This window comes from Oceanobacillus jordanicus, from assembly GCF_022095695.1.
GTDB lineage: Bacteria > Bacillota > Bacilli > Bacillales > Amphibacillaceae > Oceanobacillus_B > Oceanobacillus_B jordanicus.
On record NZ_JAIFZM010000003.1, the window covers coordinates 133076 to 157709 of the forward strand.

Annotated in this window: 25 protein-coding genes; 7 read left to right on the forward strand and 18 right to left on the reverse strand. The window is 39.0% G+C overall.

The annotated features are described in order from the left end of the window. Window positions 1–258: 258 nt before the first annotated feature. Both lepB and K3T81_RS04715 read right to left on the reverse strand, forming a co-directional pair. Window positions 259–810 carry a signal peptidase I gene (lepB, locus tag K3T81_RS04710; protein ID WP_036573993.1) on the reverse strand — a complete coding sequence of 184 codons (552 nt, stop codon included), beginning with the start codon at window positions 808–810 and terminating at the stop codon, window positions 259–261. A gap of 58 nt (window positions 811–868) precedes the next feature. After that, a complete protein-coding gene (locus K3T81_RS04715) occupies window positions 869–1525 on the reverse strand; it encodes a TVP38/TMEM64 family protein (protein ID WP_238018564.1) in 657 nt (218 codons plus the stop codon). 388 nt (window positions 1526–1913) lie between these two features. On the opposite strand from K3T81_RS04715, the gene K3T81_RS04720 reads away from it, so the two are divergent. After that, entirely contained in the window at window positions 1914–2303 is a 390-nt protein-coding gene (locus K3T81_RS04720; protein ID WP_106896276.1) for a YhjD family protein, read from the forward strand. Here the strand turns inward: K3T81_RS04720 and K3T81_RS04725 are convergent. From K3T81_RS04725 to K3T81_RS04740, 4 genes are all read right to left on the reverse strand, one after another. Beyond that, a complete protein-coding gene (locus K3T81_RS04725) occupies window positions 2251–2778 on the reverse strand; it encodes a competence protein ComK (RefSeq protein WP_238018567.1) in 528 nt (175 codons plus the stop codon). The two genes, K3T81_RS04720 and K3T81_RS04725, sit on opposite strands and share 53 nt — an antisense overlap. Window positions 2779–3000: 222 nt before the next feature. Next, complete coding sequence (locus tag K3T81_RS04730) at window positions 3001–4539, reverse strand: fatty acid--CoA ligase family protein (RefSeq protein ID WP_238018569.1); 1539 nt, start codon at window positions 4537–4539, stop codon at window positions 3001–3003. A 308-nt stretch (window positions 4540–4847) separates the two neighbouring features. Beyond that, on the reverse strand, window positions 4848–5843 hold the full coding sequence (locus tag K3T81_RS04735) for a lipoate--protein ligase (protein WP_106896274.1): 996 nt from the start codon (window positions 5841–5843) through the stop codon (window positions 4848–4850). Between the two features lie 74 nt (window positions 5844–5917). After that, a complete protein-coding gene (locus tag K3T81_RS04740; RefSeq protein WP_238018570.1) occupies window positions 5918–6649 on the reverse strand; it encodes an MBL fold metallo-hydrolase in 732 nt (243 codons plus the stop codon). A gap of 99 nt (window positions 6650–6748) precedes the next feature. Here K3T81_RS04740 and yhfH point away from each other — a divergent pair, with 99 nt between their 5' ends. Next, entirely contained in the window at window positions 6749–6877 is a 129-nt protein-coding gene (yhfH, locus tag K3T81_RS04745; RefSeq protein ID WP_081779362.1) for a protein YhfH, read from the forward strand. Window positions 6878–7346: 469 nt separating this feature from the next. Next, window positions 7347–9161 (forward strand): oligoendopeptidase F, encoded by a 1815-nt coding sequence (gene pepF, locus K3T81_RS04750; RefSeq protein ID WP_238018571.1) that lies wholly within the window; start codon window positions 7347–7349, stop codon window positions 9159–9161. Window positions 9162–9416: 255 nt separating this feature from the next. Here pepF and K3T81_RS04755 read toward each other — a convergent pair whose 3' ends face one another. Next, complete coding sequence (locus K3T81_RS04755) at window positions 9417–9677, reverse strand: hypothetical protein (RefSeq protein ID WP_238018572.1); 261 nt, start codon at window positions 9675–9677, stop codon at window positions 9417–9419. Between the two features lie 256 nt (window positions 9678–9933). Between K3T81_RS04755 and K3T81_RS04760 the strand changes: the two genes are divergently transcribed. Beyond that, the gene (locus K3T81_RS04760) at window positions 9934–10371 is read left to right on the forward strand and encodes a GNAT family N-acetyltransferase (RefSeq protein WP_238018573.1); all 438 of its coding nucleotides are present in this window, start codon (window positions 9934–9936) and stop codon (window positions 10369–10371) included. Window positions 10372–10526: 155 nt separating this feature from the next. Here the strand turns inward: K3T81_RS04760 and hemY are convergent, their stop codons facing one another. The 4 genes from hemY to K3T81_RS04780 all read right to left on the reverse strand — a co-directional run bounded on the left by hemY (window position 10527) and on the right by K3T81_RS04780 (window position 16317). Further along, window positions 10527–11930, reverse strand: a complete 1404-nt coding sequence (gene hemY / locus K3T81_RS04765) for a protoporphyrinogen oxidase (protein ID WP_238018574.1) — start codon at window positions 11928–11930, stop codon at window positions 10527–10529. Continuing rightward, on the reverse strand, window positions 11930–12865 hold the full coding sequence (hemH, locus tag K3T81_RS04770; RefSeq protein WP_106896269.1) for a ferrochelatase: 936 nt from the start codon (window positions 12863–12865) through the stop codon (window positions 11930–11932). Before hemH ends, hemY begins: the two co-directional genes overlap by 1 nt. 89 nt (window positions 12866–12954) lie before the next feature. Further along, the gene (hemE, locus tag K3T81_RS04775; RefSeq protein ID WP_106898492.1) at window positions 12955–13989 is read right to left on the reverse strand and encodes a uroporphyrinogen decarboxylase; all 1035 of its coding nucleotides are present in this window, start codon (window positions 13987–13989) and stop codon (window positions 12955–12957) included. A 165-nt stretch (window positions 13990–14154) separates the two neighbouring features. After that, a complete protein-coding gene (locus tag K3T81_RS04780) occupies window positions 14155–16317 on the reverse strand; it encodes a transglycosylase domain-containing protein (protein WP_238018575.1) in 2163 nt (720 codons plus the stop codon). A gap of 159 nt (window positions 16318–16476) precedes the next feature. On the opposite strand from K3T81_RS04780, the gene K3T81_RS04785 reads away from it, so the two are divergent. Then, window positions 16477–16971, forward strand: a complete 495-nt coding sequence (locus K3T81_RS04785; protein ID WP_238018576.1) for an antibiotic biosynthesis monooxygenase family protein — start codon at window positions 16477–16479, stop codon at window positions 16969–16971. 164 nt (window positions 16972–17135) lie between these two features. Here the strand turns inward: K3T81_RS04785 and K3T81_RS04790 are convergent, their stop codons facing one another. From K3T81_RS04790 to K3T81_RS04820, 7 genes are all read right to left on the reverse strand, one after another. After that, window positions 17136–17615: a thioredoxin family protein gene (locus K3T81_RS04790; RefSeq protein ID WP_238018578.1), complete on the reverse strand. Its 480-nt coding sequence runs from the start codon at window positions 17613–17615 to the stop codon at window positions 17136–17138. Continuing rightward, the gene (locus K3T81_RS04795) at window positions 17615–18049 is read right to left on the reverse strand and encodes a disulfide oxidoreductase (RefSeq protein ID WP_238018580.1); all 435 of its coding nucleotides are present in this window, start codon (window positions 18047–18049) and stop codon (window positions 17615–17617) included. The genes K3T81_RS04790 and K3T81_RS04795 overlap by 1 nt, the downstream gene beginning before the upstream one ends. A 129-nt stretch (window positions 18050–18178) precedes the next feature. Next, entirely contained in the window at window positions 18179–18811 is a 633-nt protein-coding gene (locus tag K3T81_RS04800) for a response regulator (protein WP_238018583.1), read from the reverse strand. 23 nt (window positions 18812–18834) lie between these two features. Beyond that, the gene (locus K3T81_RS04805; RefSeq protein ID WP_238018584.1) at window positions 18835–19872 is read right to left on the reverse strand and encodes a sensor histidine kinase; all 1038 of its coding nucleotides are present in this window, start codon (window positions 19870–19872) and stop codon (window positions 18835–18837) included. A 13-nt stretch (window positions 19873–19885) separates the two neighbouring features. Then, window positions 19886–20647, reverse strand: coding sequence for a cell wall-active antibiotics response protein LiaF (gene liaF, locus K3T81_RS04810; protein WP_106896267.1), 762 nt, complete (start codon window positions 20645–20647; stop codon window positions 19886–19888). A 44-nt stretch (window positions 20648–20691) separates the two neighbouring features. After that, window positions 20692–21936 (reverse strand): MFS transporter, encoded by a 1245-nt coding sequence (locus K3T81_RS04815; RefSeq protein ID WP_106896266.1) that lies wholly within the window; start codon window positions 21934–21936, stop codon window positions 20692–20694. Between the two features lie 88 nt (window positions 21937–22024). Then, a complete protein-coding gene (locus K3T81_RS04820; protein WP_106896265.1) occupies window positions 22025–22675 on the reverse strand; it encodes a phosphatase PAP2 family protein in 651 nt (216 codons plus the stop codon). Between the two features lie 101 nt (window positions 22676–22776). Between K3T81_RS04820 and K3T81_RS04825 the strand changes: the two genes are divergently transcribed. Continuing rightward, the gene (locus tag K3T81_RS04825; protein WP_058951213.1) at window positions 22777–23214 is read left to right on the forward strand and encodes a ferritin-like domain-containing protein; all 438 of its coding nucleotides are present in this window, start codon (window positions 22777–22779) and stop codon (window positions 23212–23214) included. A 223-nt stretch (window positions 23215–23437) separates the two neighbouring features. Beyond that, window positions 23438–24610, forward strand: coding sequence for a M20 metallopeptidase family protein (locus K3T81_RS04830; protein WP_238018586.1), 1173 nt, complete (start codon window positions 23438–23440; stop codon window positions 24608–24610). Window positions 24611–24634: the final 24 nt, after the last annotated feature.

The following is a 24634-nucleotide window of genomic DNA, read 5'->3' on the forward strand; positions in this document are numbered from 1 at the left end:
AAAACCCGCTTTTAGCGAATGTGTCGTTTTTCTTATACTACTTGCAATTACAAAATTTTAACTATAGCGTCATTGCTTCCTAGCTATTTATGCCTTCCTATTGTGGAGTCAAAAACGTAAGACTCTCGTATTAAGAAAAGGGCTAGTCATAATGCACAGCCCTCTATATTTCATTTTCTAAAATAATCCGTCCAATTTAGCTAAAGGACAATTTAAAAAGCTTCCACCTTCTATTTTACCAAAGATGGAAGCTCCTAGCTATTTACCAAGACTTAAACTTGTTTTGTTCAATGGCCAATATTTAATATCTACTTTCCCAACAAGCTGTTCTTGTGAGATAAAACCAAACGCTCTACTATCAAGACTATCCTGCCTGTTATCTCCCATAACGAAAAGCTTTCCTTCCGGTACTTCTTGTTCACCCGTAACTTCGTCTAACGTGAAATCTGACGTATACGGTATTGTTTCACTTGCCTTTACATAGGCTTCGAGAAATGGCTCCTCTACGTATTTACCGTTAACGTAAAGTTTATCATTCTCATAGGAAATTTCATCACCGGGTAGGCCGACTACCCTTTTCACGTAATCGTCTTCCTCATTTGCATGAAATACAATGACATCAAAACGTTCGGCCTGTGTCAAATCATAAATTACTTTATTTACCATAAGCAGGTTTCCATCATAAAGGGTTGGTTGCATGGATTCACCATCCACTACATAGCTAGCGAATAGCAAAGAGCGTAATCCGATAACCAACACAGCTAAGATTAGTATTACGGGGATTAGTTTACGAAGTCTCCATTTTTTCATCGTAATTAAGCCTCCAGGGTTTTTCTTCTATCATATTCATACCCTGTTTGGCGGTGTTTTAATCGTTTTCAAGTTCCTTCGCTTCTTTTAGCATGGCCTTTTTTTCCAGACGCTTTTCGATAACTTTCCCCACAATCCAAAAAACGGCAATACAACTCCCTACAATAATAGTACGCATTGGATTTTTAGCAAATTCCGTTATACTTGAACCGATATAAGCTAGGGAAAAGATCATAACCGATTTCCCTAAAAGCACAGCAAGGACAAACTGTTGAACACTAATTTTCGATAGACCGGCAACCACATTTATTACAGCAGACGGGGAAAACGGAAAGCAGGTCAGCAAAAATAAAGGTCCAAAGCCATGCCTCTCCAACCATGTTGTAACTTTCTTCACTTGTTTATTCTTCCTGATTTTCGCAAATAATGGCCTTTTCCCAAGCTTTCGGATTATCAAAAAAACAAGAATAGCTCCGAGACTTGAACCAGCCCAGGATAATAAGAATCCTTCAAGCAATCCATAAGCAGCAGCATTTGCAAAGACAAATACAACGAGTGGTAAAAATGGAAGGAATGCTTCTATGAAAGGTAATAAAATACCTGGTAGTGGCCCAAGCTGTTCGTATTCTCCTAGCAGGTGCATGATATATTCATCTAACCTGTCTTCTTCAAACATCATTCTCCAATCAGTTAGTGCAGTGTTTATGGCGTCCATTTAGTGAAATCTCCTCAGTATGTATAAAGTAAAACTTCATTTGGTGGGGTTCTCTACCTCACCCACCAATGTTACTCGAAAGAACCTTTACTGGTAGTCGATCTCCTTGAATTCTCGAAGCGGAAAACTAACTGCCCAGTTTAGGTGGGAAAAATGTGTTTACCTGGTCCGTACAATTTCTTCTACTATTTCACTATTCCCATACAAATGGTTGCATAACCTCCATTTATATGCCTATTTCTACTTTTATTTTAATGGAAACGACGCAAAATGCATAGATATAAAAAGGAAAACAGCCACTTTCTTTCCTGCTTTAATAAATTTGGTTGTATTTTTTCTTCATTTTAACATATAATAGAGGAACAAATGTTCTATTCGGAGGGAGATCATGCGCTATCTTACAGAGGAAGAGCGGCACATAGCCTCACGATTTCTATTTCTTTCAATGGCAATCGTGGTGATACAACAGGATATACAGCATATTGAAAGAGGTGCGTTTAAAATTAAGGAACCCTATATGGAGCTTTTGGAGACCATGACGACAGTAGCAAGTGCCGAACGGCGGGAGCTACGCACGCAAATGAATAAAAGGAGAATTGAGGTGGTGACCTTACACAAAAATGATTCCTTCTCTTCCTTTCTCTTTATTTGCCAGGGCAGGGAGGAAAAACGGAATTATTTTAACCCAGCGATTCGCAAAAAAGTGCATGCTATTATACAAGAGCTTATGCAAAAGTCTCTGCCGCCTTTTCCGAAACCTGTTTCTGCAAAAACCTAATGCGATTATCTAGCAAATATCGGAATTGAGCTGTGCGCTGAACCTGGTTTAGCATGGAACCATAGGAAACAGATAAATTCACTTTTTTCCCATTTTTGAACATAATCTCTGTTCCCTTCCCTGCGGCGTCAAGAATATGATCAATATGAGAATGTGCAATCCAGGAACATTGTTTGCTTGATGGTGAAGTTGTAGGAAAGAAGTACATGCCACTGAGAGGATCTACGGAGATAGGAGCCTTATGTGTAATCCCACAAATATCGCGCGTGCCATCCTGTCTTCCTTTTAGACTGGAGCCAAAGAATTTACAGGCATGGTCCATAACTTTGCTTGCAGGTACTGACACCGTATAATCATTCAGTTCTTCCATTACATAGGTGACAAGGTTACCGGCTGCATCCTCTTCAGTTAGGAGAGCCATCGTGAGTGGGGTAATTTCAGGTGTAGGAGCGTAGATGTCTTCATTAAAAAACATACATATCATCCTTTCACTATACAGTGAAAGAAAGTGGCTTAATAATAAATCTACCAAACTATAACAAATAAATAAAGACATTAAGACCAATTTACAAGAAAAATTTAAATTTTCACCATAATAATAGTCTCTGCCGCTTATATTTGCCACAGAGACTGCTATTTATCATTATTCATTTTTAAAGTTATCGTTACAATTATCTTCTCAATTCTTTTGTCTGGCTTAACTATTCACGCTACTTTTGAGGCTTCTTCTTAGTATCTTTCCAGTTGTGTTTTTCGGAAGTTCTTCAAGAAATTCGATTCTTGTTGGGATTTTATAGTTAACAAGATGGCCTTTACAAAAATCTATTAAATCATTTTCGCTGATCTCTGCATCATCCACTACGACAAAGCAAGTCACAGACTCTCCACTCTCGGGGTGTGGCTCCCCTATTACCGCAACTTCTATGACGTTTGGATGTGTATAAAGGACTTCTTCTACCTCCCTTGGATACACATTGTATCCCCCAACAAGAATCATATCCTTTTTTCGATCGACAATATAAACATAACCGTCTTCATCAACCCGTGCCATATCGCCAGTATAAAGCCAGCCATCCTTCAAAGCTACCTCTGTTTCCTCAGGCATTTTATAATAGCCTTTCATGACATTAGGTCCACGCACAATGAGTTCACCCACCTCACCTGTTTCCACTTCCTCACCAAACAAATCGACCACTTTATTTTCCACATTCCAGATGCTCGTTCCAATGGAGCCAGCTTTCCTAGGACGATCAATTGGGTTAAAACAGGTAACGGGAGACGCCTCAGATAATCCATAGCCTTCTGATAATTGGATTTGAAATGTTTCTTCAAATGCCTCCAATAAAGATACCGGCATTGCGGCACCACCAGAAATACATAAACGAACCTTTCCGAATTTTGGTTTCTGCCCTTTAACAGCTTGTAAAAGATAATTATACATTGTCGGTACACCAGCAAAAACGGTGGCTTCCCTTTCATTGGCTATGCGCAGTACATCCGCCGGTGAAAATTTAGGGATAATTAGAATGGTGCCTCCATTCATCAAGGGAGCGTTTAGCGAAACAGTCAAACAGAAAACATGGAACATTGGGAGCGCTGCAATCATGCGGTCTTTCCCATTAATCCCTAGATAATCTGCTACGTCTTTGGCATTCGAATAAATATTTTCATGAGAGAGCACAGCACCTTTGGGCTTCCCTGTCGTACCAGAGGTGTACAGGATAATCGCTGTATCCTGATCATCTAATACCGGCCTCTCAAAATCTCCTTCGCCTTTTCCCACTAAATCAGAAAACGTTTTCATTTTTGGTTGTAATAAATTTCCCTGTACTGATATCCCAGCTCCTGAATCACAGGAAATATAATGTTTTACACTAGGTAAATCCTGATCAATAGAAGCGAGTTTCTCAAGCATTACATCCATGGTGATGATCGCTTTCACATCTCCATTATGTAGGATATAGGACAACTCATTGGCAGTGTACATGGGATTTACAGGAATAACAACAAGGCCAAGTCTTAAGGCACCATAAAGGCTAATTACATAATATGGTGAATTACCTACAATCAGGGCAATATGGTCTCCTTTTTTATAACCTAAAGCCTCCATACTGGAAGCAAACCGCTGTACAGCACCTTCCAAATCTAAGTAACTCGTTTTCGCTTCCTCGAAAATATATGCTATCTTTGCCGGGTTTTCCTTTGCTGTAATCGATAGTTGATCACTGATATTCACAAATAAACCTCCCTTTAATGGTGATGAATGAATAGTCATTCATTATGTTGCCAAAAAAATAGTTTTATATTTTATGCTTGTCTTTATTATAAAGTAGGCTTAATTTGTTTTCAAGCAATTTTGAAATTGTTGACAATTAAAAAGGATCTATCGAAAAGTGAGTGGTTTATTAACGGCATTTTTAGATTTGGTTAGGTAGCTCTCGATTCAGTTTGGTGCAATCCCGATTCAGTTAACCGCTTCTCGATTCACTTTGGCTGCTCCTCCACTTTTTCAAATATAAAAAGCTCACCGAGGTGAGCTTTCTCTTAATAGATTAAATTAATAAAGTCTTCTTTGGTAATTTTCCCAAGATAATGCGGCACATCGACACCTGCTAAGGCTTCTTCAATCGATTTTCTTTCATGGCGAACGCCTTTTAGTTTATCCTCAATTACTTCCACACTACCAACCCCAAAGAAGTCACCGTAGATTTTACAGTTTTCAATAATACCCTTTTTCACGTCAAGACGAACATCAACGAGGCCTGCATCAAACTTATGGGTCTCTTGAATATTAAAAGAAGGTGATTTACCATAGTTCCATTCCCAATTCTGATAACGTTCCTTGGAAATTTGTTCTACGTTATTCCAATCTTCCTCTGTTAACTCATATTGTGGGACATCTGCAATATCTTCCACATCAAAAACATGTTTTAAAATGGTTTCTTTAAACTCGTCCATTGTTAGAGACGCTTCAAGAAATTCGGAAATGTTAGCGACACGGCTCCGAATGGATTTAATTCCTTTTGATTCAATTTTTTCTTTACTCACTTTTAAAGCAGACACAACGTTCTCGATTTCTGAGTCGAACATTAATGTCCCATGGCTAAACATCCGTCCTTTGGTTGAGAACATAGCGTTGCCGGATATCTTCCGTCCATTAGCTGCCAAGTCATTTCTCCCTTGTAGCTCAGCTGGGACCCCAAGCTTATTTAAAGCCTCTACCATCGGCTGGGTGAACTTCGCAAAATTTTGGAAACTGTTTCCGTCATCCTTGGTAATAAAGCTGAAGTTCAAGTTCCCTTCATCATGGTACACGGCACCGCCGCCAGAAAGCCTGCGGACAACCTTAATACCATTTTCATCAACATAGCTTGTATTAATTTCTTCAATGGTATTCTGATTGCGCCCAATGATAATGGATGGCTTGTTAATGTAAAATAGCAAATATGTATCTTTCTCTCCAAAATTCTGTAGTACATATTCTTCCAATGCCAGATTAACCATTGGATCTGTAATTCCTTTATTGTCTATAAACTTCATACCAATTAACCTCCCAATAGGATATATCCACCATTAAGTTTAAGGCATCCATCTCGCTAAATCAAAAATAAGGTTTAAGCTTGCCAAATTAGTCCTTCTTTCGCAAGTAATACAGTTCCACTGTATTGCTCTTTTGCTTCTTCTACTAATTGCTTCGTGTCTCCATATTGAGGAAGATGGCTTAGCATTAATGTTTTCACTTTAGCATTTTGCGCAATCTCCCCACCTTCTTTACTCGTCATATGTCCAGCACTCTCTCCATTTTGCTCAGCATAAAAATTACAATCCGTTATCAGCAGGTCAGCCCCTTTTGAAAATGGGATCCACTCTTCTTTAAAACTGCTGTCCGCTGTATATACTACCGTATGCTCACCGTCTGTTATCCGCATTCCGAAACATGGAACCGGGTGAACGGTTTGCAGAAAACTTATTTGAAATGGCCCAATATCTACAGATTCATCAGGCTGATAAGCTTTTCCCTCTGTGTACTCGTGTGACAAGGTAGCAAATCCTTCTTTATCCAACACATGCCCATAGATTGGAAGAATGCCATCAGCACCGTTCACATAATAATTTACTAGCTTTGCGTACTGAAGAACACCAATATCTGCCACATGGTCCTCATGATAATGAGATAAAATAACGGCATTCAACTCTGTCACTGGTATATACTGTTGAAGCTTAGATAATGAGCCACTTCCTGCATCGATCAATAAAGAAAACCCGTCTTTTTCTAGCAGATAAGAAGACGTTGCACCACCAGGGGCAGGATATCCTCCCCAGAAACCTATTACAGTTAATTTCATAACGACACATCCTTTTTCGCATTTTGTTGTAACACAGTATTGACAATTTTCATACTGTTATAATACAATAACATTATCTTAGCAAAGGAGGATTCACATATGTTTAAAGTTATGGAGTTCTTTCGCAATCTGCCAAAGAAGAAATGCAGTCAATGTGGGCTTGACATGGTAGAACAAGCCGACTGTTATGGTAACCTATGTGACGAATGTGATCATCCCGCAAGATAAATAATTTCACTCTTTTTCACTGTACTATAACACTTACTAATCTATCTACTCTAAAGCAGCTATGGCTTCATAGCTGCTTTTTTTCTGGTACCTTTCATTCTTTCCTCTTTTTAATAAAGTGAACCTTTTTTAATACCTTCCCCTCCTTGCTATTCCATAATAACAAGTAATACGTTTTTCAAACTGAAAAGATCCTTAAATTAAGCGATAATTCTATCATTTCTGCCTACAATATATTATAATACTTAGAGTAACGAAATAAAGTGAAACTTCAATCTGTGGGAGTTTTCATTCTCCCCCACTGATTGTTAGTTGAACGAATCGGGGTATTAACGTCCGTTTACTCCCTCTAAAAACTTAACGGTTTCACTTCATGTTTTGAAGTGGGAGTCTTACGGACGGTTGCTCCGGGATAAATGAACATCTATCGCATACATACAACATGATATCAGAAAGGGGAAAATAAAAAATGACTACAGGAACAACAAATCGTTTAAAACGTTCAGAAGTACCTACAGAACAAACATGGGATTTAACTGACCTATTTACAACACATAAAAACTGGGAAACAGAACTAGGTGCTGTACAGCAAGAAGTTACAAACGTGACAGCCTATAAAGGGAAATTGGGGGATAACGCTGCAACACTGCTTTCTTGTTTAGAAACACTAGAAGCTTATCAACAACGTGTTATTCGTGTTGCTACATACGCTAGTCTTCGCGCAAGTGCGGATGGTTCTGATCCTGATAACCAACGTGATGCGGCAAAAGTTTCAGCTGCCATGGCTTCCATTGGCACTAAGCTATCCTTTATCCAGTCTGAACTCTTAACATTATCAGATGAAACAATCTCACAATTCTTACAGGACCAGCCTGCCTTAAAAACATATGAAAAAATGTTGCAGGATACCTTAGAAAGAAAGCCTTATACGCTAGCTCCTGAGCTCGAAGAAACACTTGCAGCATTAAGTGAAGTCCATGATGCACCATACATGGTCTATGGACGCACCAAATCATCTGATATGCAATTTGACTCTATTACAGATAAGGACGGTAAAGAACAACCAATGTCTGCTGCGTTGTATGAAGATCGGTACGAGTTATCCGCTGATACGGAAACACGCCGAGCTGCATACAAAGCTTTTACCAACACACTTAACCAATACAAAAATACGTTTGCAGCAACGTACGCTACTGAGGTAACCAAACAGGTAACCATGTCTAAATTGCGTTCATATGACTCCGTTACAGATATGCTACTGCAATCCCAGCAAGTTACCAAGGAAATGTATCATAATCAGTTGGACGTAATCCAGGATGAGTTGGCTCCGCATATGCAACGCTATGCAAAGCTAATGAAAGATAAACTAGGATTAGAGGAACTACAATACTGTGACCTCAAAGCACCACTTGACCCTGAGTTTACTCCCGTTACAACGTACGAAGAGGCGACGTCTACCATCTTAGAAGCATTGGAAGTCATGGGACCTGAATATACGGAGATTATGAAGAAAGGAATTCATGATCGTTGGGTTGATCTTGCGGACAATGTTGGAAAAGCGACAGGTGCTTTTTGCTCCAGTCCTTATGGTGTGCACCCGTATATTTTAGTTACGTGGACGGATACAATGCGCGGGGCTTTCGTACTTGCCCATGAGCTTGGACACGCTGGACATTTCTATTTAGCTGGGAAGAATCAATCCCTTCTTAATACTCGCCCTTCCACATATTTCGTAGAAGCACCGTCTACGATTAATGAGCTGCTACTGGCAAATCATTTAATGAACAAAACAGATGATAAACGGATGAAACGCTGGGTCATTACGCAATTACTAGGAACATATTATCATAACTTTGTTACGCACCTTCTTGAAGGAGAGTTTCAGCGTAGAGTGTATGATTTGGCAGAAGAAGGAACACCTCTTACAGCAAATGTGCTAACAGAGCAGAAAAGAGAGACACTTGAGAAATTCTGGGGAGATACCGTAACATTTGATGCAGGTGCAGGACTTACATGGATGCGACAACCACATTATTATATGGGACTATATCCATATACGTATTCTGCGGGACTAACGGTTTCTACTGCCATGGCAGAAAAAATCCAAACTGAAGGGCAGCCTGCTGTAGACAAATGGCTAGATGTCCTCCGCGCTGGCGGCACATTAAAACCACTTGATCTTATTAAACAAGCTGGGGTTGATATGTCTAAACCAGACGCCATTAAAAAAGCTGTTTCGTTTGTCGGATCCCTTGTCGATCAGTTAGAGGAAAGTTATAAATAAAGTGAAACTCGAATCAGTCGGGGTTTTCGTTCTTCGCCCACTGATTGTTAGTTGAACGAATCGGGGTGTTAGCGCCCGTTTACTCCCACTTAATCATCACTGTTTCACTTCATTTTTGAAGTGGGAGTCTTACGGACGGTTGCACCGGGATAAACGAGTTAATACAGAAAAAACGCTAGGATACCACATATTCTAGCGTTTTTACTATCTGCTCCTAGTTCGATCAAAACATCTTTAACTTTGATACAATCCGACTTAAAAAATCAGGAATAATACCATTGAAATGGTTAGGCCGATAGTAAAAGTCCAATCTTTCAGACCCATTTCCCGATTTCTCTTTTTGTCTATTATTGAAAGAGATTTCCCCATTAATACTAATACAAATGGTAGAACAACTATTGTTTTACTAAGGAAGGGGTTTTCAACCGTTATAGATAACAAGGGTAAGACTACCAGTAATAGCATTCCTATTAAGGCCAATAAGTATAGAAGGTACTTCGCTCGATACAAGTTCATAACTGCGCTCCTCATCATAATATGCTTTATTTCACAGCTCAAATTGTTAGAACTTTCGTGGAGTCACTATATTCACATTTTACTTAAAAAAGCATACCTATCAATTAGCTCAGCAATATTTGGTATATAATCTTTTCAAATTTTTTATAAAAGGCTCTGATAAAGAAATATTGTTGTTATTCAAACCCAACCAAGTCCTTGCTATAATTACACCAGACATAGATTCGGTAGTGTTCATGAGAGGAGAACTTTATTTATGGAGATTAGAAAACCAAACTATTTGGAATATAAAAAGGTTTTATCACTTTCACCAAAAGCATTATTCGATGGTACATTAGGTGAGGCAAAACCTACGGATGAAAAAGTCAAACAACTTATTGAACGATTATTGCAGAAAGGAAGTTATTATTTAATAGCAACAGAAGGCGATAATTTAATGGGTTGGATTCTTATAGGAACAAGTAAAGACCAATTTACGGAAAAGATATACGGATTTATTTATGAATTGTTTGTGTTAGAGGAATTTAGGGGCAATGGAATTTCAAAACAAATAATGAAAACTGGTATCGAACATCTTAAACAAGACGGATATTCAGAGGTTCGTTTAAGTGTATATGCAGGAAATCAAGCATTAAAACTATATGAAAAATTAGGGTTCAAAAATAGAATCATTACAATGAGTATGCAAATTTAAAATATACATCTTAATTGAATGTCTAAAAGGCTGGTTTATTGAGAATTGGGGAACCAAAAAAACGGTTCCCCAACATCTTAACAAAAAAATCAACATCAAACATTAACAGAGCCTTATAAAAAATTGCACAAAAAATATATTTTAAGTCAAAATAATTATGTTAAAAATTTCAATACGTCTTCTACTGCTTTTTCTCCCTGCTCAATACAATCCGGAATGCCAGCACCATCATACGAACACCCTGCCAAATAAACGCCAGGAATATGCTCTTGCGCTTTATTTCGTATCTCGGCAAGCCGCTCTAAATGTCCAACCGTATATTGTGGCCGTCCATCCTTCCACCTTGTAATTACACGGAATTCTGGTTTTGCTTTAATCTTCATTGTTTTCTTTAGATCTTTCAGTACAATGTCTGTTATTTCCTCATCTGATAAGTCCACGATTTCTTCATCACCTGGTTTTCCAACATAACAACGAAGCAGTATCTTCCCATCTGGTGCTGTACTTGGCCACTTCTTATGTGTCCATGTACATGCAGTGATCCGAAAATCACTATTTCGGGTAACTAGGAAGCCTGTCCCATCAATATCTCGCTTAATCGCAGACTGATCGAAGGCAAGCACAACATTTGCTGTCGAGACAGAAGGTACTTCCCGGAAAGGCTTAAAGAAATCATATTGGCTGAACATCTTCGGTACGGTAAAATGAGGTGTTGCCATAATGATAGCATCTGCTTGAAGCACGTCCCCATCACTTAATAGGATATGATAGCCATGCTCTTTCTTTTCAATATGGTCAACAGCCGTCTTTAGTTTTACTGTCCCCTCGTCTAACTTATCATGTAATACATGTACCATGGTTTCTAAACCATTCTTAAACGAAAAAAACGCACCAGATGCCTTAGTCTGATTGCTTTTAGCCGGCTTTGGCATGCTTTTTTTCAAGCCCTTCATTACACTTCCATACTTCTGCTCGAGTTCATAAAAGTTTGGGTAGGTTGCTTTAAGGCTCATTTGATTAATATCACCTGAATGAATTCCAGATAACAAGGATTCAATCTGGTTCACTAATAATTCATTCCCAAATCGGCGCCGGAAAAATTCTCCTAGGGATTGATCCCCCTCCTGCTTTCCTTTTGGGATAAATCTCTCCCCTACTGCACGAAACTTCCCCTTACCTGAAAGGAGATGAGAGTTAAGTAATGGGCCAATCTCTTTTGGGACACCCATAAAGGTTCCCTTTGGCATTTTATGTAGCTTGTTTTTTAAAAGAATATAGGATTGACCCGTTGCATTCCGAATCACTTGATCATGTAATCCTAATTCTTCCACAAGCTTAGCTGCAGGTGCCTTTCTCTCTAATAGTGAGTCGGGTCCTTGCTCAATTGTAAATCCATCACGTTTCATTGTTTTAATTTTGCCGCCCAGCCGGTCAGATGCTTCCACTAACTTGATGTTTAGAGAAAGTCCTTGCTCCTTCATGGTCTTCTGCAAATAATAGGCAGCGGATAATCCAGTTATCCCGCCACCTACAATTACAATGGATTTAGTTCGACCCATTACACTTCACTCTTCACTTTTTGCAAAACAACACCCGCGAGCGTAGTAATAAATTGCGGGTTAACGTTAGGCATTTCCGGGCGATAATAGTTTGCACCGAGTTCATCACATACCACTTTACATTCGTAATCATTGTCATAAAGAACTTCTAAATGGTCTGCAATAAATCCAACTGGCGCGTAAACAAAGGAGCGATAGCCTTTATTATGGTAGAGGTCACGAGTTAGATCCTGTACATCTGGTCCAAGCCAAGGATCAGGGGTATTCCCTTCACTTTGCCATCCTAGTTCTACATTTTTAATTCCTGTTTCTTCCTTAATTAACTCTGCTGTTTCGCGAAGCTGTTCCGGGTACGGATCACCGTTTTGCAAAATTTTCTCTGGAAGACTGTGAGCAGAAACAACTAAAACTGCTTTTTCTCGCTCTTCTGGTGTCATTTCAAAGAAAATAGCGCCAATTCGGTCTGACCAAAGTTTGATAAAGCCTGGAGCATTATACCAGCTTTCTACTGATTCAATGGTGATGCCATGCTTTGATGCTTCTTCACTGGCACGGGTATTGTATGACTGCACACTGAATGTGGAGTAATGTGGTGCAAGCACGATAGATACTGCTTCTTTAATTCCATCTTTGGCCATTTCATCTACCGCATCTTCGATAAACGGTGCAATATGTTTTAAGCCAATATATGCTTTAAATTCATACTCATCTTGAGCTTCATTTAAATTGGCTTCTAATGCTTTTGCCTGCTGTTCAGTTATTTTAGCTAGTGGAGAAATACCCCCAATTGCCTTATAACGATCCTTAAGATCTTGGAGCGCATCTTCTGCAGGCTTTCTTCCATGTCGTATATGTGTGTAGTACGGTTCAATATCCTCTTCCTTGTATGGTGTTCCATAAGCCATTACAAGTAAACCTAATTTTTGTTTTCCCATGTTAAGCACCTCTCTATTAAAATTGACAATTCTTTATAAAGTTAACCCTTCCACTAAGGAAAGTTGATACGAATAAGTGATGTATTTATCTATCTTTTGGAATATCTATGAATATATTCTGTTAGTTTTTTTAAGGTTTCCGGTTTGATATCTGGAGTTACCCCATGTCCAAGATTAAATACATGGTTTCCATCTGCTATTCCTTCATCGATTAATGCTTTTGCTCGATCTTCAATGGTTTCCCATTTAGTCAAAAGTAAGGTAGGATCTAAATTCCCCTGAAGTACTTTTGTTACACCAATCTCACGTGCTTCTGTTATAGATGTACGCCAGTCAAGACCAATCACATCTACCGGTAAGTCATTCCATTCCATCAGAAGATGTCTTGCTCCAACACCAAACGTTATGAGTGGTACACCATGCTGCCTTAATTCGGAAAAGATACGGGTCATTACCGGTTTTATAAACACACGGTAATCGGAAGCATTTAAGGCCCCAACCCAAGAATCAAAGATTTGAATAGCTTTAGCTCCTGCCTCGATTTGTGCCTCTACATACGTAATTACCATATCTGCAAGCTTTTCCATTAAAGCAAACCAAGCAGCAGAATCAGTGTACATAAATGCTTTTGTTTTATTATAATTTTTCGATGGCCCACCTTCTATCATATAGCTAGCCAACGTAAATGGCGCCCCGCTGAAGCCAATTAAAGGTACGTCAAGTTGCTCTTCTGTCAATAAACGAATCGTGTCCAACACATACGGGACATCTGCTTTTGGATTAATACTTCCTAATTTTTCTACATCCTGAAAATTTGTAATAGGATTGTGTATTACTGGACCAATCCCACTTTTAATTTCTACATCCACTCCTAATGCAGGGAGTGGAGACATAATATCTTTATACAAAATTGCCGCATCTACACCATAGTTTTCAACAGGTAAGCGTGTCACGTATGCACAAAGCTCTGGCTGGTGCGTTATTTCAAATAAAGAATATTTCTCCTTCAGCGCACGATATTCTGGCTGTGATCTCCCTGCCTGTCGCATATACCAAACTGGTGTATGGCTCGTCTCTTCACCCTTGTAAGCTTTAATTAACGTGTCATTCATTGTTTTGGCCATGTTATCCATCCTTTATCCACCATAAGAATAATTATCTTCCATAATCAAATCATATATTCCGATTGTAAGCAGAATAAAAACCGCTCTCATAATCCATTATTAACTATAGCGATTAATTTCCCGGCTGTATAGCAAAGCCATTTGATTGTCATGAATTTGTCTAAATTACCAGGATAACTCTACTATATTGGACCTCTTTCCCTCGAGCTTTGTAAGAGGGTCATACGCTGTAATATAGTACTGCTTTGATTGAAACAGGGCATTGCTTATCGTATATTCAGATTGGCCTTCTACCTCTGCAACCCGCTCATCGATACCATCTTCTACTCGATAAATTCGATAAACGACACGAGCATCATTAGAGCCTTTCCATGTGAGCTTCGCCTGCACGAGTGAGAATCCGCCAAATGTATACGATGCCTTTAGGTTTTCTATATCTGGTAACTCAATTGGCTTTTCAAGAGCTACCGCATTTTTCGGTTTTGTAAAGGCCTCCGTTAATGGTTCTATCTTATCCATCTCTGTCAATATTGCTTTTGTTAACTCTGTAGGATAAGCACTTCCTCCTGTTAAGTAGTGGTCCTCATCTGACTGATCATAGCCCATCCATGCTACCATCACATAATCCGGTGTATATCCTGCGAACCATGCATCCTTGGCTTGTCCTTCAACAAATGGATGCTGTGTGGTGCCTGTTTTCCCTGCAAGTTCTTTAGAAAAACTTCCTGCGGTCGCTGTGCCTGTCTCCACCGTCTCTAAAAGCATCTCGGTCATATCCCATGCTACCTGCTCGGTAAACACCTTTGTCTCTTCAGTTTCCGCTTGAAATAAAAGTTCATCATCTGAATTATAAATACGCTCAATTGTATGGGAGTCCACCATTTTGCCATTTCTTGAAAAAGCACTATAGCTATCCATCAGGTCTAATGGCGTAATGCCTTCTGCAAGCCCACCTAATGCGATGGCCAAACCATCATCTTCAATCGAAAGGTTTAGTTTCTGCAAATATTCCTTTGAATAAGAGACACCTAGTTGGTCAAGCAACCATACAGCTGGCGCGTTCTTGGAATATTTAAGTGCATTATAGATGGAGACGGATTCGTCATACTGTCCATCTGCATTTGTGGCAGTATACCCATTGTAATCTAAAGCCTGATCAGGTATGAGCGTATATGGTGTATAGTTATCTTGCATTAGTGCAGGGCCATATACAGCTATCGGTTTTATTGTTGAACCAGGCTGTCTCATGACCGAAGCTCGATTTAACTCTCCTAACTGATAGGATCTTCCACCAAGTGCTGACACAATTTTACCTGTGTCCTGTTCCATCATGACGAAAGCCCCCTCAGTTCCTTCTGTATTTCCTGGGAAATAAGCATCATTCTGGAACTGCTGGCAAGCAATACGCTGAGCCTCCGAGTCCATGTTTACGACTATTCGGTAGCCTCCGCGTTTTAGCTCCTTAATCGACAAACCATGTTTTTCCGCTGCTTCCTTCATTACTAGATCCACATAACTGTCTGAAGAGGTTTCTGTTTTTCTCTCATTTAATTGTAACCCTAAATCACGATTTTCAGCCTGCAGTCTCTTTTCAGTAGAAAGCAATCCGGCATTTTCCATTGAGTGCAATACAATATTTCGTCGTTCTAATGCTCTGTCAGGATGATCAATTGGCGAATAGCCATTCGGTGCTTTGGCAAGCCCTGCAAGCATAGCGCCTTCCTCCACCGTCAATTCATTTACCGGCTTTGAGAAGAAGAACTTTGCCGCTGTCTGAACACCATAGACCCCTTTGCCAAAGTAAATTTCATTTAAATATAGCTCTAATATTTGATCTTTGGTGAAGCGCTGTTCCATATATATGGCTGCCATTACTTCTTTCGTTTTCCTCATCAATGTTTTATCATGATGAAGAAATAAGTTCTTTGCTAGTTGTTGCGTGATAGTACTTGCACCTTCCACTTTTTCCATGGCTACAATATCACGGACAAGTGCACGCATTACAGACTGGATATCAACGCCTGCATGGTCATAAAAACGTCGATCCTCAATAGCAACGAATGCATTCTTGACATGATCCGGAATCTTGTCTATCGATACTAGATCACGATTTTCGTTATAAAGTCTCCCGATAATCGTCCCATCCTCCATCTCTATGGTGGAAGTGGAGTCAAGGAGAAATGCTTCTTCGTCCACTACTAAACCGCCACCATATAAAATAAGGACAAACCCGACCAAACTCAGGACTAAGACAGCAATAAAACTATAGAGAATTCCTTTAACATACTTGGAAGTTCTCCTTTTAATACCAGTACGTTCCTTTTTCATTTGTTCACCTCTACACATATCCCATTATACGACAGATTCCTACATTCTTAAAGTTTAATACTTCATATCACTTAATAATTATTTTAAATAATTTTTTTGACTAATTCTTGTATTCATAGGGTAATATAATAATAGTGATGGAAGAAAGGGTGAAAAACCATGAAAGCGTTTATGACGAACGGAACCATTGATTTTCTTTTAAAGCTAGATGAAAAGCATAAGGATATTCCGTTTCATTTTATGACTAGCAATAGTAATGGGTTAGCTTATTATGAAGGAAACAAGAAAAGTGTTTTTAGTGCTGGGCGGGAGTACGACATCCTTATTGAAAAAGGTGACATTTTAGATGATGGCTATGTTGTAATGAACAACATTCCCGTGATAGAGGATGGGCAGGCTTCCTTTGAAGCGCGCTTTAAGAAACGAGGAAACGACTTGGACATGATGCCAGGTTTTCAAGCATTTCGCTTTTTAAAACCACGAAAAGGGAACACGTATGTAGTATTTACACAGTGGCAGTCTGAACAGGACTTCGAGAACTGGAAAAACTCTGAGCAATTTAAGCAATCACACAAAGGTCAAGCAACAAAACCACCTGCTTATTATGCTGATAAACCTTTCATTACCACTTACCATATGTTTGATAAAGAGTAAAAAAGGGATAGGATTCAGCAGTTTGGTAACATAAAAGCCGGGCGAAGATTCGAAAACGTTTTGAGTAGTTTTCCAGCCTTCGTCCGGCCATTTTTCTCTTGATATTATCATATATAAATACTATCCAGCGAAGCATTCACCGTAGCGCGGATTAGGCTGGCATTTTACTTTATTACATATTGATCAAAAAATTGCTGGAATTCCCCTTCTGGCATTTGCCCCACAATTCTTCCTTGCTCTTCTCCATCCTCAAAATGAATAAGAGTTGGTGTGGACTCAATGCCATATACGTTCCATTGATTTTTGAACTCACGAAGGTTCAATTTCTTCATATCTACACCATTATCTTCAGCAAGCGGGACAAGATAAGGTGTAGTGTTTTGGCAGTGAACACATAGTGGGTCATAAAAATAAACGGTTACAGCCTCACCACTTTCTATTTTCTCACTAAGCTCATCAGGCATAATTTGGTTCCCATAATTCGGATCATCAAGCTGGTCAATTGTACCTTGCTCAAGTTTTTTATCTCCATAAGGATTATCATTGTTTTCCACTGTCTGGTTATTCTTATAATCTATAACAAAATATAAGCCTGCAAATAATAGAACAATTACTCCTACAAAAACGAGTATCTTTTTCTGCATTATTTATTCTCCTTTATTTCTTTGATTAATAGCAAATGTAATACAAAGATAACAATAAACGCGATCCCAGCAAGGAATGGAATGGTAATGAATCCGAAGTAATTAACATACGCCACATTACATGGAACTAAACCACAGCCATCACCGGCTTCCTGTAGGGCAGGTAGCTTTTGAACTAGATAATGATAAAGAGAAACAAACATACCTATCCCACTTAAAATTAAACCTGGAAGGGCAATAGATACCTGTTTTTTAAATGCAGCTACTCCGTATATGATGACCAACGGATACATAAGGATACGTTGAATCCAGCATAGCTCACATGGGACATATCCCATTACTTCCGAGAAGAACAAACTACCTGCAAGGGCTATAAAAGCCTGCGCCCAAATAAGTAATAACAGATTTTCCGCTTTCTTCGTTAGATTAGTCATTTTTTAAATCCTCTCATTTAATCGTTACATTGGTATTATACAAATGCGAAGAGAAAAAAACAAAGGGATTGTCTTATTTTCAAATTCTTTTTAGTCCTTACTTCTGTCTTTACTCCGTCCACTATTCTTCTATTCTTTCATTAATTGCTGTTTATGTACATACACTGCTGCCTGGGTTCGATCTTGTACTTCTAATTTGGAGAGAATGTTACTAACATGTGTCTTAACCGTCTTTATTCCAATATATAGCTTCTCGCTTATTTCCTGATTCGTCATTCCGTTCCCAATACAAAGCAGCACTTCTCTTTCTCTTTCCGTCAAAGCATCATGCAACTTTTTCTCTTCCGTACGAAAACTCGACAACATTTTTCCAGCAACTTTCGGTTCAATCACATTTTCTCCCATAGCTGCTTTTTTTATAGCTGCAAGAATCTCTGTCGCAGAGGAGGTTTTCAACAGATAACTAAATGCACCTGCCTCAATAGCAGGGAAAACCTGTTCATCATCATAATAGCTTGTTAGAATAATAATTTTAATCGAGGGATCTGATTTTAAAATGCGCTTGGTTGCATCAACACCCGTACCATTCTCCATCATTAAATCCATGAGGACAACATCTGGTTTTTCTTTTAAAATTAATTCAGCGCCATCATTACCACTTGAAGCTTCACCAATTACATCAATTTCTTCATCAGTTTGTAAATAAGCAATAATTCCTTTACGTACTACTTGATGATCATCCACTACAATTACACGTATCATGTTATTCTCTCCTTCTCCCATTTTTAGCATGGTATGCGAATGGTTATATGAGTCCCTTCGTCTTGATCAGATCGAAGGACAAATGTTCCACCAAGCTCCTCGGAACGTTCCTGCATTGTTTTTAACCCATAGGATGCCTTTTTTTCCACTCTATGATTTACATCAAATCCTTTTCCATTGTCACGGATATGAATAAACAATTCTTTAGCACGCGTTGAAATATCTAATCTAACTTCTGTGGCGTTCGCATGACGTAAAATATTGGAGAGCGCTTCCTGAATAATCCGAAACACGTGGTCTTCTATCGTCTCTGTAAGTGCTAGATCCTCTTCTATTGCCAGTTGAAAGCGTGTATTACTCTTTTGCTTCAGTTCCTCTACTAATTTGCTAACACCAGTAGATAATGAATCGCCCGAAAGATGAACGGGCCGCAAATGCAACAGAAGTGCACGCATCTCTGTCTGAGATTGTAGCGCAGATTTCGCGACTTCCTCCATTTGTTTTTTAGCTGTTATTGGATTTTTATCTAGTTGCTTTAATGCTGCTTCTGACATCATCGTTAAGGCAAAAAGCTGTTGACTTACAGCATCATGAAGGTCCCTGGCTAACCGTTGACGTTCTTCAATTACAGCAGCTTTATGTGCTGATTTTGCATAATCTGCTTTTTCATCGGCCATTCGCTGTAAGGATTTCACCTGGTTTTGCAACTTCTCACCAAGTTCGTTCATTTCATTACCAATTCGCGCCAGTTCATCTCCTTCGTTATAATAAACACGAGATTGATAGTTACCATTAGCAAACTGTGTAATGAGGACAGACAAATAGTCAAGTCGTTCTTTCATATCCCCACTAGATTTAAAACCAGTATATAGAGAAATAATGATGGCTAGTACAAAATATAAAGAAATGAAGAGAAAAATACTATGCGGCGTTAACCATTCTGGTTCAATTAAGACATAGATTGAGAGCAATATAGACAAAATAGTTACCGTTGTAAGAAATACACCGTATAAATGGGAGCGGATATAACTATATCGTATACTCGAAAAACGTTTATTCATGTTTAGCGCCCCCTTATACATAGTCGATTCTAATTGAACCGGCCTTTAAACGAATATGAAAGTCAATTTTCTGTACGGCGTGCTCGTAATCCTCTGTTTCATAGTCGAGAGAACGATTTATACCATCCACATTTTTCCCAACCACCTCAATATCCCCTGCTTTAACAGAAGCATGTACTTTAAATGGCACATCCTCCGGTATTAAAATAGTCACATCACCTGCCAGTGAGCTAATGGAGACGGGTGTTCTTTTTTCAGGAATGAAAGCCTTTGAAAAGTCAAAGTAGAAGTCACCTGCCATGTTATTCAAGTTCATAGGTTCAAGTTTCCAGTTAGGAGACGTGTACTCATAACTGCCGACAGAGAAGAAAGAAGAATTATGGGATTTCTGGGATTTATCTGTATAGAAATCTTCGTCTTTACTATTATATGTTACAAAGTATTTCTTTCTCCCAATTAAGAGAAAACCGACATAAATAATAAGAAGTGGCCACAATTTAAATATGTCTCCCAATGTAAACGAGATATATTCAAATCTATCAAGAAGCAGTAAGGAACCTGCAACAAGGAACAATGATCCAAAGATCCAGCTCCCTCCCCTTCTTTTCCAATAATCCAATAGCCATTTGCAACCAATCACCACAAAGAAGGTAGGATATATATATAGCCAGGCTGCGTTAAAATCAAATGCAATTAATCCAATGTTAGAGAGAACTAGCATGATGCCTAAAGCAATTAACAATACTGCTAGAAAATAACGTATAAAACTTTTCATATGCGATTCCCTCCTTCCTAATTATTTGTTTAAAAATATTGTTCTTACGACTCCACTACAAATTCCTTCAAGCGTTTATTCCTTATCGTGTTTAGCGCAATTCCTGTTATGACAAGCCCGCTTATGATTATAATGACTTGTATTTGGACACCTACTGCAATTAATAAAGACGTCACTGCATAGGAAACAGGAACCAATCCTGATGATACGGTCATCAGCAAGCTCATTATTCTGCCAAGCATGCGCTTCTCTGTTGTCTGCTGAAGCATTGTCATAATAGGTATGTTTACAATCTGCATGGCAAACGCCATGACAAAGACTAACGCTGCTGTCATCCCTAATATTGTAGACGTACCAATAAAAGTGTAAATAATACCAAGTCCGATTAATCCGCGAATTACCGCTATCCCTGGTTTTTTAAATGAGACAACTGCCAAAAATACAGCTCCCATTAATGCTCCAATACCCATCGACATTTGAACAGTTGCCAGACTGACAGCACTTCCATGAAAAATGTCCTTCACGATAATCGGTATTCCAATGGTAAACGGCCCTGTAAAGAAAAAATTAAGAAAGAATGATACGGAAACGATGGAAACGATCAGCTGATTCTTTTTTGCGTATACTAGCCCTTCCTTTAAATCAGCCCAAGGTGTTTGAATTGTTCTTTCCTCTGTATCTTCTTTTTTCAAACGTATAAACAATACGATAATTGAAGCAATAAATAACATGCACATGGCTACAGTAAATACACCTGTAAAACCAAGAACAGCGATTAAAGTTCCACCTAAAGCCGGGCCAGCTATCGGACTGATTTGCGCGGTCATTTGAATTAAAGAATTTCCCCTCTGTAGCTGATTCTTTTCCAAAACCATCGGGGTCAAGGAGTTTATAACAGGGTAGCTGAATGCATCCGATATACCGAATAACGCAGCAAGCGTGATAAGATGCCATGCCGTGACAGTGTCCGTTATTAAAATAAGGATTAGGATGAGAATTAAAACAGCCCTTGATAAATCTGATATAAACAAAATGAGTCGCTTATTAACTCGATCAGCAACTACCCCCCCAAAGGATAGCAACAACAACCTAGGGATAGAAGCTGCTAGAAAAAGCATACCGAAATAAAAACGGTTTTCACTAAGCGAGAGCATTAACCATTCCGCCCCAATTAAATAGACATAATAACCAGGTGAAGATAGAAATGCGCTTAAAAACAATAAAATAAAGTTACGATTTTTCATTAATGGTACGTGTAAGGCATCCTGCGTACGGACTGATACATCCATTGAACTACCTCCCTCAATTCATCTCTTACTTATCATACAAAAACAATTGAGTGAGGGGGACAGTCTTCGGATTGCTTTTAACTCCGTCTTAAGACTGAATCTTTTTCCGTCTATGTCTAAGTTTTTCGTAAAGGAAAATCATAACGAGCACCCAGAGATACCCAAGTATGAAACCTGCCATGACATCTGTTAGATAATGAACATTGATGATATACCTACTTGTCCCTATTAAGAGGATTAAAAAGGCAAGTCCGCCTTGGATTAACTTTTTCGCTTTAGGCTTCTTTACAAGCTGGACGATAAAATAAGCGAGTAAGCCATAACAAACCATCGATATCATTGCATGTCCGGATGGAAAACTGTATCCTTCAGCATTTGCCGCAACAAGAATGCTTGGTCTTTCACGCTGCACTACATGTTTTATCAACACATTAATTATGTGAGCGCCCCAAGTGCCACCAGCGAATATCAAAACAGGTAAAGTTGTTCGGTACTTCCAATATAGAATAACTGCCATTATAACAACAAGAGGGATTACGAAATGAGATGATCCTAATTCCGTTATCCAACGGAAAACAGTATAGAAATGGGAATCTACTGCAAGACCTTCTACAGGATCTCTTGTCCACTGGTCCATATATGGCAATGTTCCATTTAAAATTTTCGTTATCCACAAACCTATCATCACTACTACTGCAACAAGTAATACAAGTAATAGATAATTCTTCTTCGATCGCATTCATTTATCCCTCCTCTCTTTATGATACCTTAAATGTGGTTTCAAAAACACTGAGGAGGGAAAGATATAAACGGATAAAAAATATAAAAGGCGGGATTAAAATGGAAAAAGAATTACAGCAATTAATTGATGGATTAAACGTGGACTTAGCTAATGAATATGGTGCTGCTATTCAATATACGTACAGTGCTTCTGTAGTTACAGGACTTTATCGTTCTGCATTAAAACCATTTTTTGAAGCGGAGATTAATGATGAACTTGGCCATGCCCTTTATTTATCAGAGAAAATTAAATCACTTGGGGGCACCCCAACAACAAAGGCAGCTGAGATTCCACAGCCTACTGAAGTGAAGGATTTATTAAAAGCAGCTCTTCAATCTGAGTCTGACACAATCGAGCGTTACGAGGAACGAAAAAAACAAGCAGAAAATCTTGGGTTCACGGAACTTGTTGTAAAATTAGAAGATCTTATTTCTGATGAGACACATCACAAAGAAGAAATTGAACGTTTATTAGAAGATCCGCGTTTATCTCAGTAAACAGCTGCGCAGGTAGTTTTAAAACGTATAGATGTCTAGATGATCACTTGCCCCCATTGGCCGTATTAATTCGGTCGATGGGGCTTTAACCTTCTCTCCCCAAATTGTTTTAGTTTGGATTTTTATTAATTCTTACTTAACAAGCCGACTTAGGATTTACGTCCCCACTTTTGCTCCGAAATGTTATAATAGTTAGAAATTAAATTCATCGAGGGGGATTTAAATGCTACAAGACATCCATGCAGCCATAGACAAATTGTATGATGAGATGGTAGAAACCAGACGATACTTACATCAACATCCAGAATTATCTTTTAAGGAAACGAAAACAGCCAAGTATATAGCAGATTACTACGAAACGATTGGTATTCCTTACAAGTCAGGCGTGGGCGGCAATGGGGTCATTGCTACATTAAAAGGTGGGAAACCAGGTAAGACCATTGCACTACGAGCAGATTTTGATGCCTTACCGATACAAGACGAAAAAGATGTTCCTTATAAATCCAAAGTGGACGGTGTTATGCATGCATGTGGCCATGATGGACACACAGCTTCTTTGCTCGCTTTAGCTAAAGCAATGCAACAATACCAGGATGAACTACCAGGTACAATTGAATTTTTACATCAGCATGCAGAAGAATATGCACCCGGCGGAGCAAGGCCGATTGTGGAATCTGGGGCACTCGATCATGTGGATGCAGTATTTGGGACCCACTTATGGGCTACAACCCCTCTTGGTGTTTTACAGACATCTGAGGACGTTTTTATGGCAGGTGCCGATCGATTCACTATTACAATTCAAGGATTAGGTGGCCATGGCGCCTACCCCCATGAAACAAAGGATTCCATCGTGATTGCAGCTCAGCTCATTACCCAGCTTCAACAGATCGTTTCCCGTAGGCTTGATCCGCTAGACACAGCTGTCGTGACAGTAGGAATATTCGAGGCAGGGAAAGCCTTTAATGTAATTGCAGATAAAGCAACGCTGACTGGAACCGTCCGTTATCTAAATCCAGCAATACAAGAAAACCTTATTGCGGAAATGGAGAAAATTATTAAAGGGGTCTGTATTTCTAATGATGCGGACTACACGTTCGACTATACAAAAGGCTATCCTCCGTTAATCAATCATGCTGAAGAAGCCAAACTTGTCTTGGAATCAAGCAAGGCAATACACGATATTCATACTCGTGAAACGGTTGTACCTGTAATGGGAGGAGAAGATTTTGCTTACTACACCTTACACAAACCTGGTGCCTATTTCTTTACAGGAGCAAACCTAGAAGGAAATCCATATCCTCATCATCATCCTAAATTTGATATTGACGAACGCGCCTTACCAATCGCAGCAAAAACCTTAATTACAGCCTATATGGCGTATCAGGAACGCCCTTAAACAAAAATCCCGTCACCAGCAATA

Bases quoted from the DNA above. Each gene is read 5' to 3' on its own strand.
- K3T81_RS04780 (WP_238018575.1), bottom strand. From the start codon at position 16,317: ATGAAAAAGGAACGTACTGGTATTAAAAGGAGAACTTCCAAGTATGTT.
- hemH (WP_106896269.1), bottom strand. From the start codon at position 12,865: ATGGGAAAACAAAAATTAGGTTTACTTGTAATGGCTTATGGAACACCA.
- hemY (WP_238018574.1), bottom strand. From the start codon at position 11,930: ATGGGTCGAACTAAATCCATTGTAATTGTAGGTGGCGGGATAACTGGA.
- liaF (WP_106896267.1), bottom strand. From the start codon at position 20,647: ATGAAAAGTTTTATACGTTATTTTCTAGCAGTATTGTTAATTGCTTTA.
- K3T81_RS04785 (WP_238018576.1), top strand. From the start codon at position 16,477: ATGAAAGCGTTTATGACGAACGGAACCATTGATTTTCTTTTAAAGCTA.
- K3T81_RS04830 (WP_238018586.1), top strand. From the start codon at position 23,438: ATGCTACAAGACATCCATGCAGCCATAGACAAATTGTATGATGAGATG.
- K3T81_RS04815 (WP_106896266.1), bottom strand. From the start codon at position 21,936: ATGGATGTATCAGTCCGTACGCAGGATGCCTTACACGTACCATTAATG.
- K3T81_RS04790 (WP_238018578.1), bottom strand. From the start codon at position 17,615: ATGCAGAAAAAGATACTCGTTTTTGTAGGAGTAATTGTTCTATTATTT.
- K3T81_RS04715 (WP_238018564.1), bottom strand. From the start codon at position 1,525: ATGGACGCCATAAACACTGCACTAACTGATTGGAGAATGATGTTTGAA.
- K3T81_RS04755 (WP_238018572.1), bottom strand. From the start codon at position 9,677: ATGAACTTGTATCGAGCGAAGTACCTTCTATACTTATTGGCCTTAATA.
- K3T81_RS04760 (WP_238018573.1), top strand. From the start codon at position 9,934: ATGGAGATTAGAAAACCAAACTATTTGGAATATAAAAAGGTTTTATCA.
- yhfH (WP_081779362.1), top strand. From the start codon at position 6,749: ATGTTTAAAGTTATGGAGTTCTTTCGCAATCTGCCAAAGAAGAAATGC.
- K3T81_RS04825 (WP_058951213.1), top strand. From the start codon at position 22,777: ATGGAAAAAGAATTACAGCAATTAATTGATGGATTAAACGTGGACTTA.
- K3T81_RS04800 (WP_238018583.1), bottom strand. From the start codon at position 18,811: ATGATACGTGTAATTGTAGTGGATGATCATCAAGTAGTACGTAAAGGA.
- K3T81_RS04720 (WP_106896276.1), top strand. From the start codon at position 1,914: ATGCGCTATCTTACAGAGGAAGAGCGGCACATAGCCTCACGATTTCTA.
- pepF (WP_238018571.1), top strand. From the start codon at position 7,347: ATGACTACAGGAACAACAAATCGTTTAAAACGTTCAGAAGTACCTACA.
- K3T81_RS04725 (WP_238018567.1), bottom strand. From the start codon at position 2,778: ATGTTTTTTAATGAAGACATCTACGCTCCTACACCTGAAATTACCCCA.
- K3T81_RS04740 (WP_238018570.1), bottom strand. From the start codon at position 6,649: ATGAAATTAACTGTAATAGGTTTCTGGGGAGGATATCCTGCCCCTGGT.
- lepB (WP_036573993.1), bottom strand. From the start codon at position 810: ATGAAAAAATGGAGACTTCGTAAACTAATCCCCGTAATACTAATCTTA.
- K3T81_RS04735 (WP_106896274.1), bottom strand. From the start codon at position 5,843: ATGAAGTTTATAGACAATAAAGGAATTACAGATCCAATGGTTAATCTG.
- K3T81_RS04795 (WP_238018580.1), bottom strand. From the start codon at position 18,049: ATGACTAATCTAACGAAGAAAGCGGAAAATCTGTTATTACTTATTTGG.
- hemE (WP_106898492.1), bottom strand. From the start codon at position 13,989: ATGGCCAAAACAATGAATGACACGTTAATTAAAGCTTACAAGGGTGAA.
- K3T81_RS04820 (WP_106896265.1), bottom strand. From the start codon at position 22,675: ATGCGATCGAAGAAGAATTATCTATTACTTGTATTACTTGTTGCAGTA.
- K3T81_RS04805 (WP_238018584.1), bottom strand. From the start codon at position 19,872: ATGAATAAACGTTTTTCGAGTATACGATATAGTTATATCCGCTCCCAT.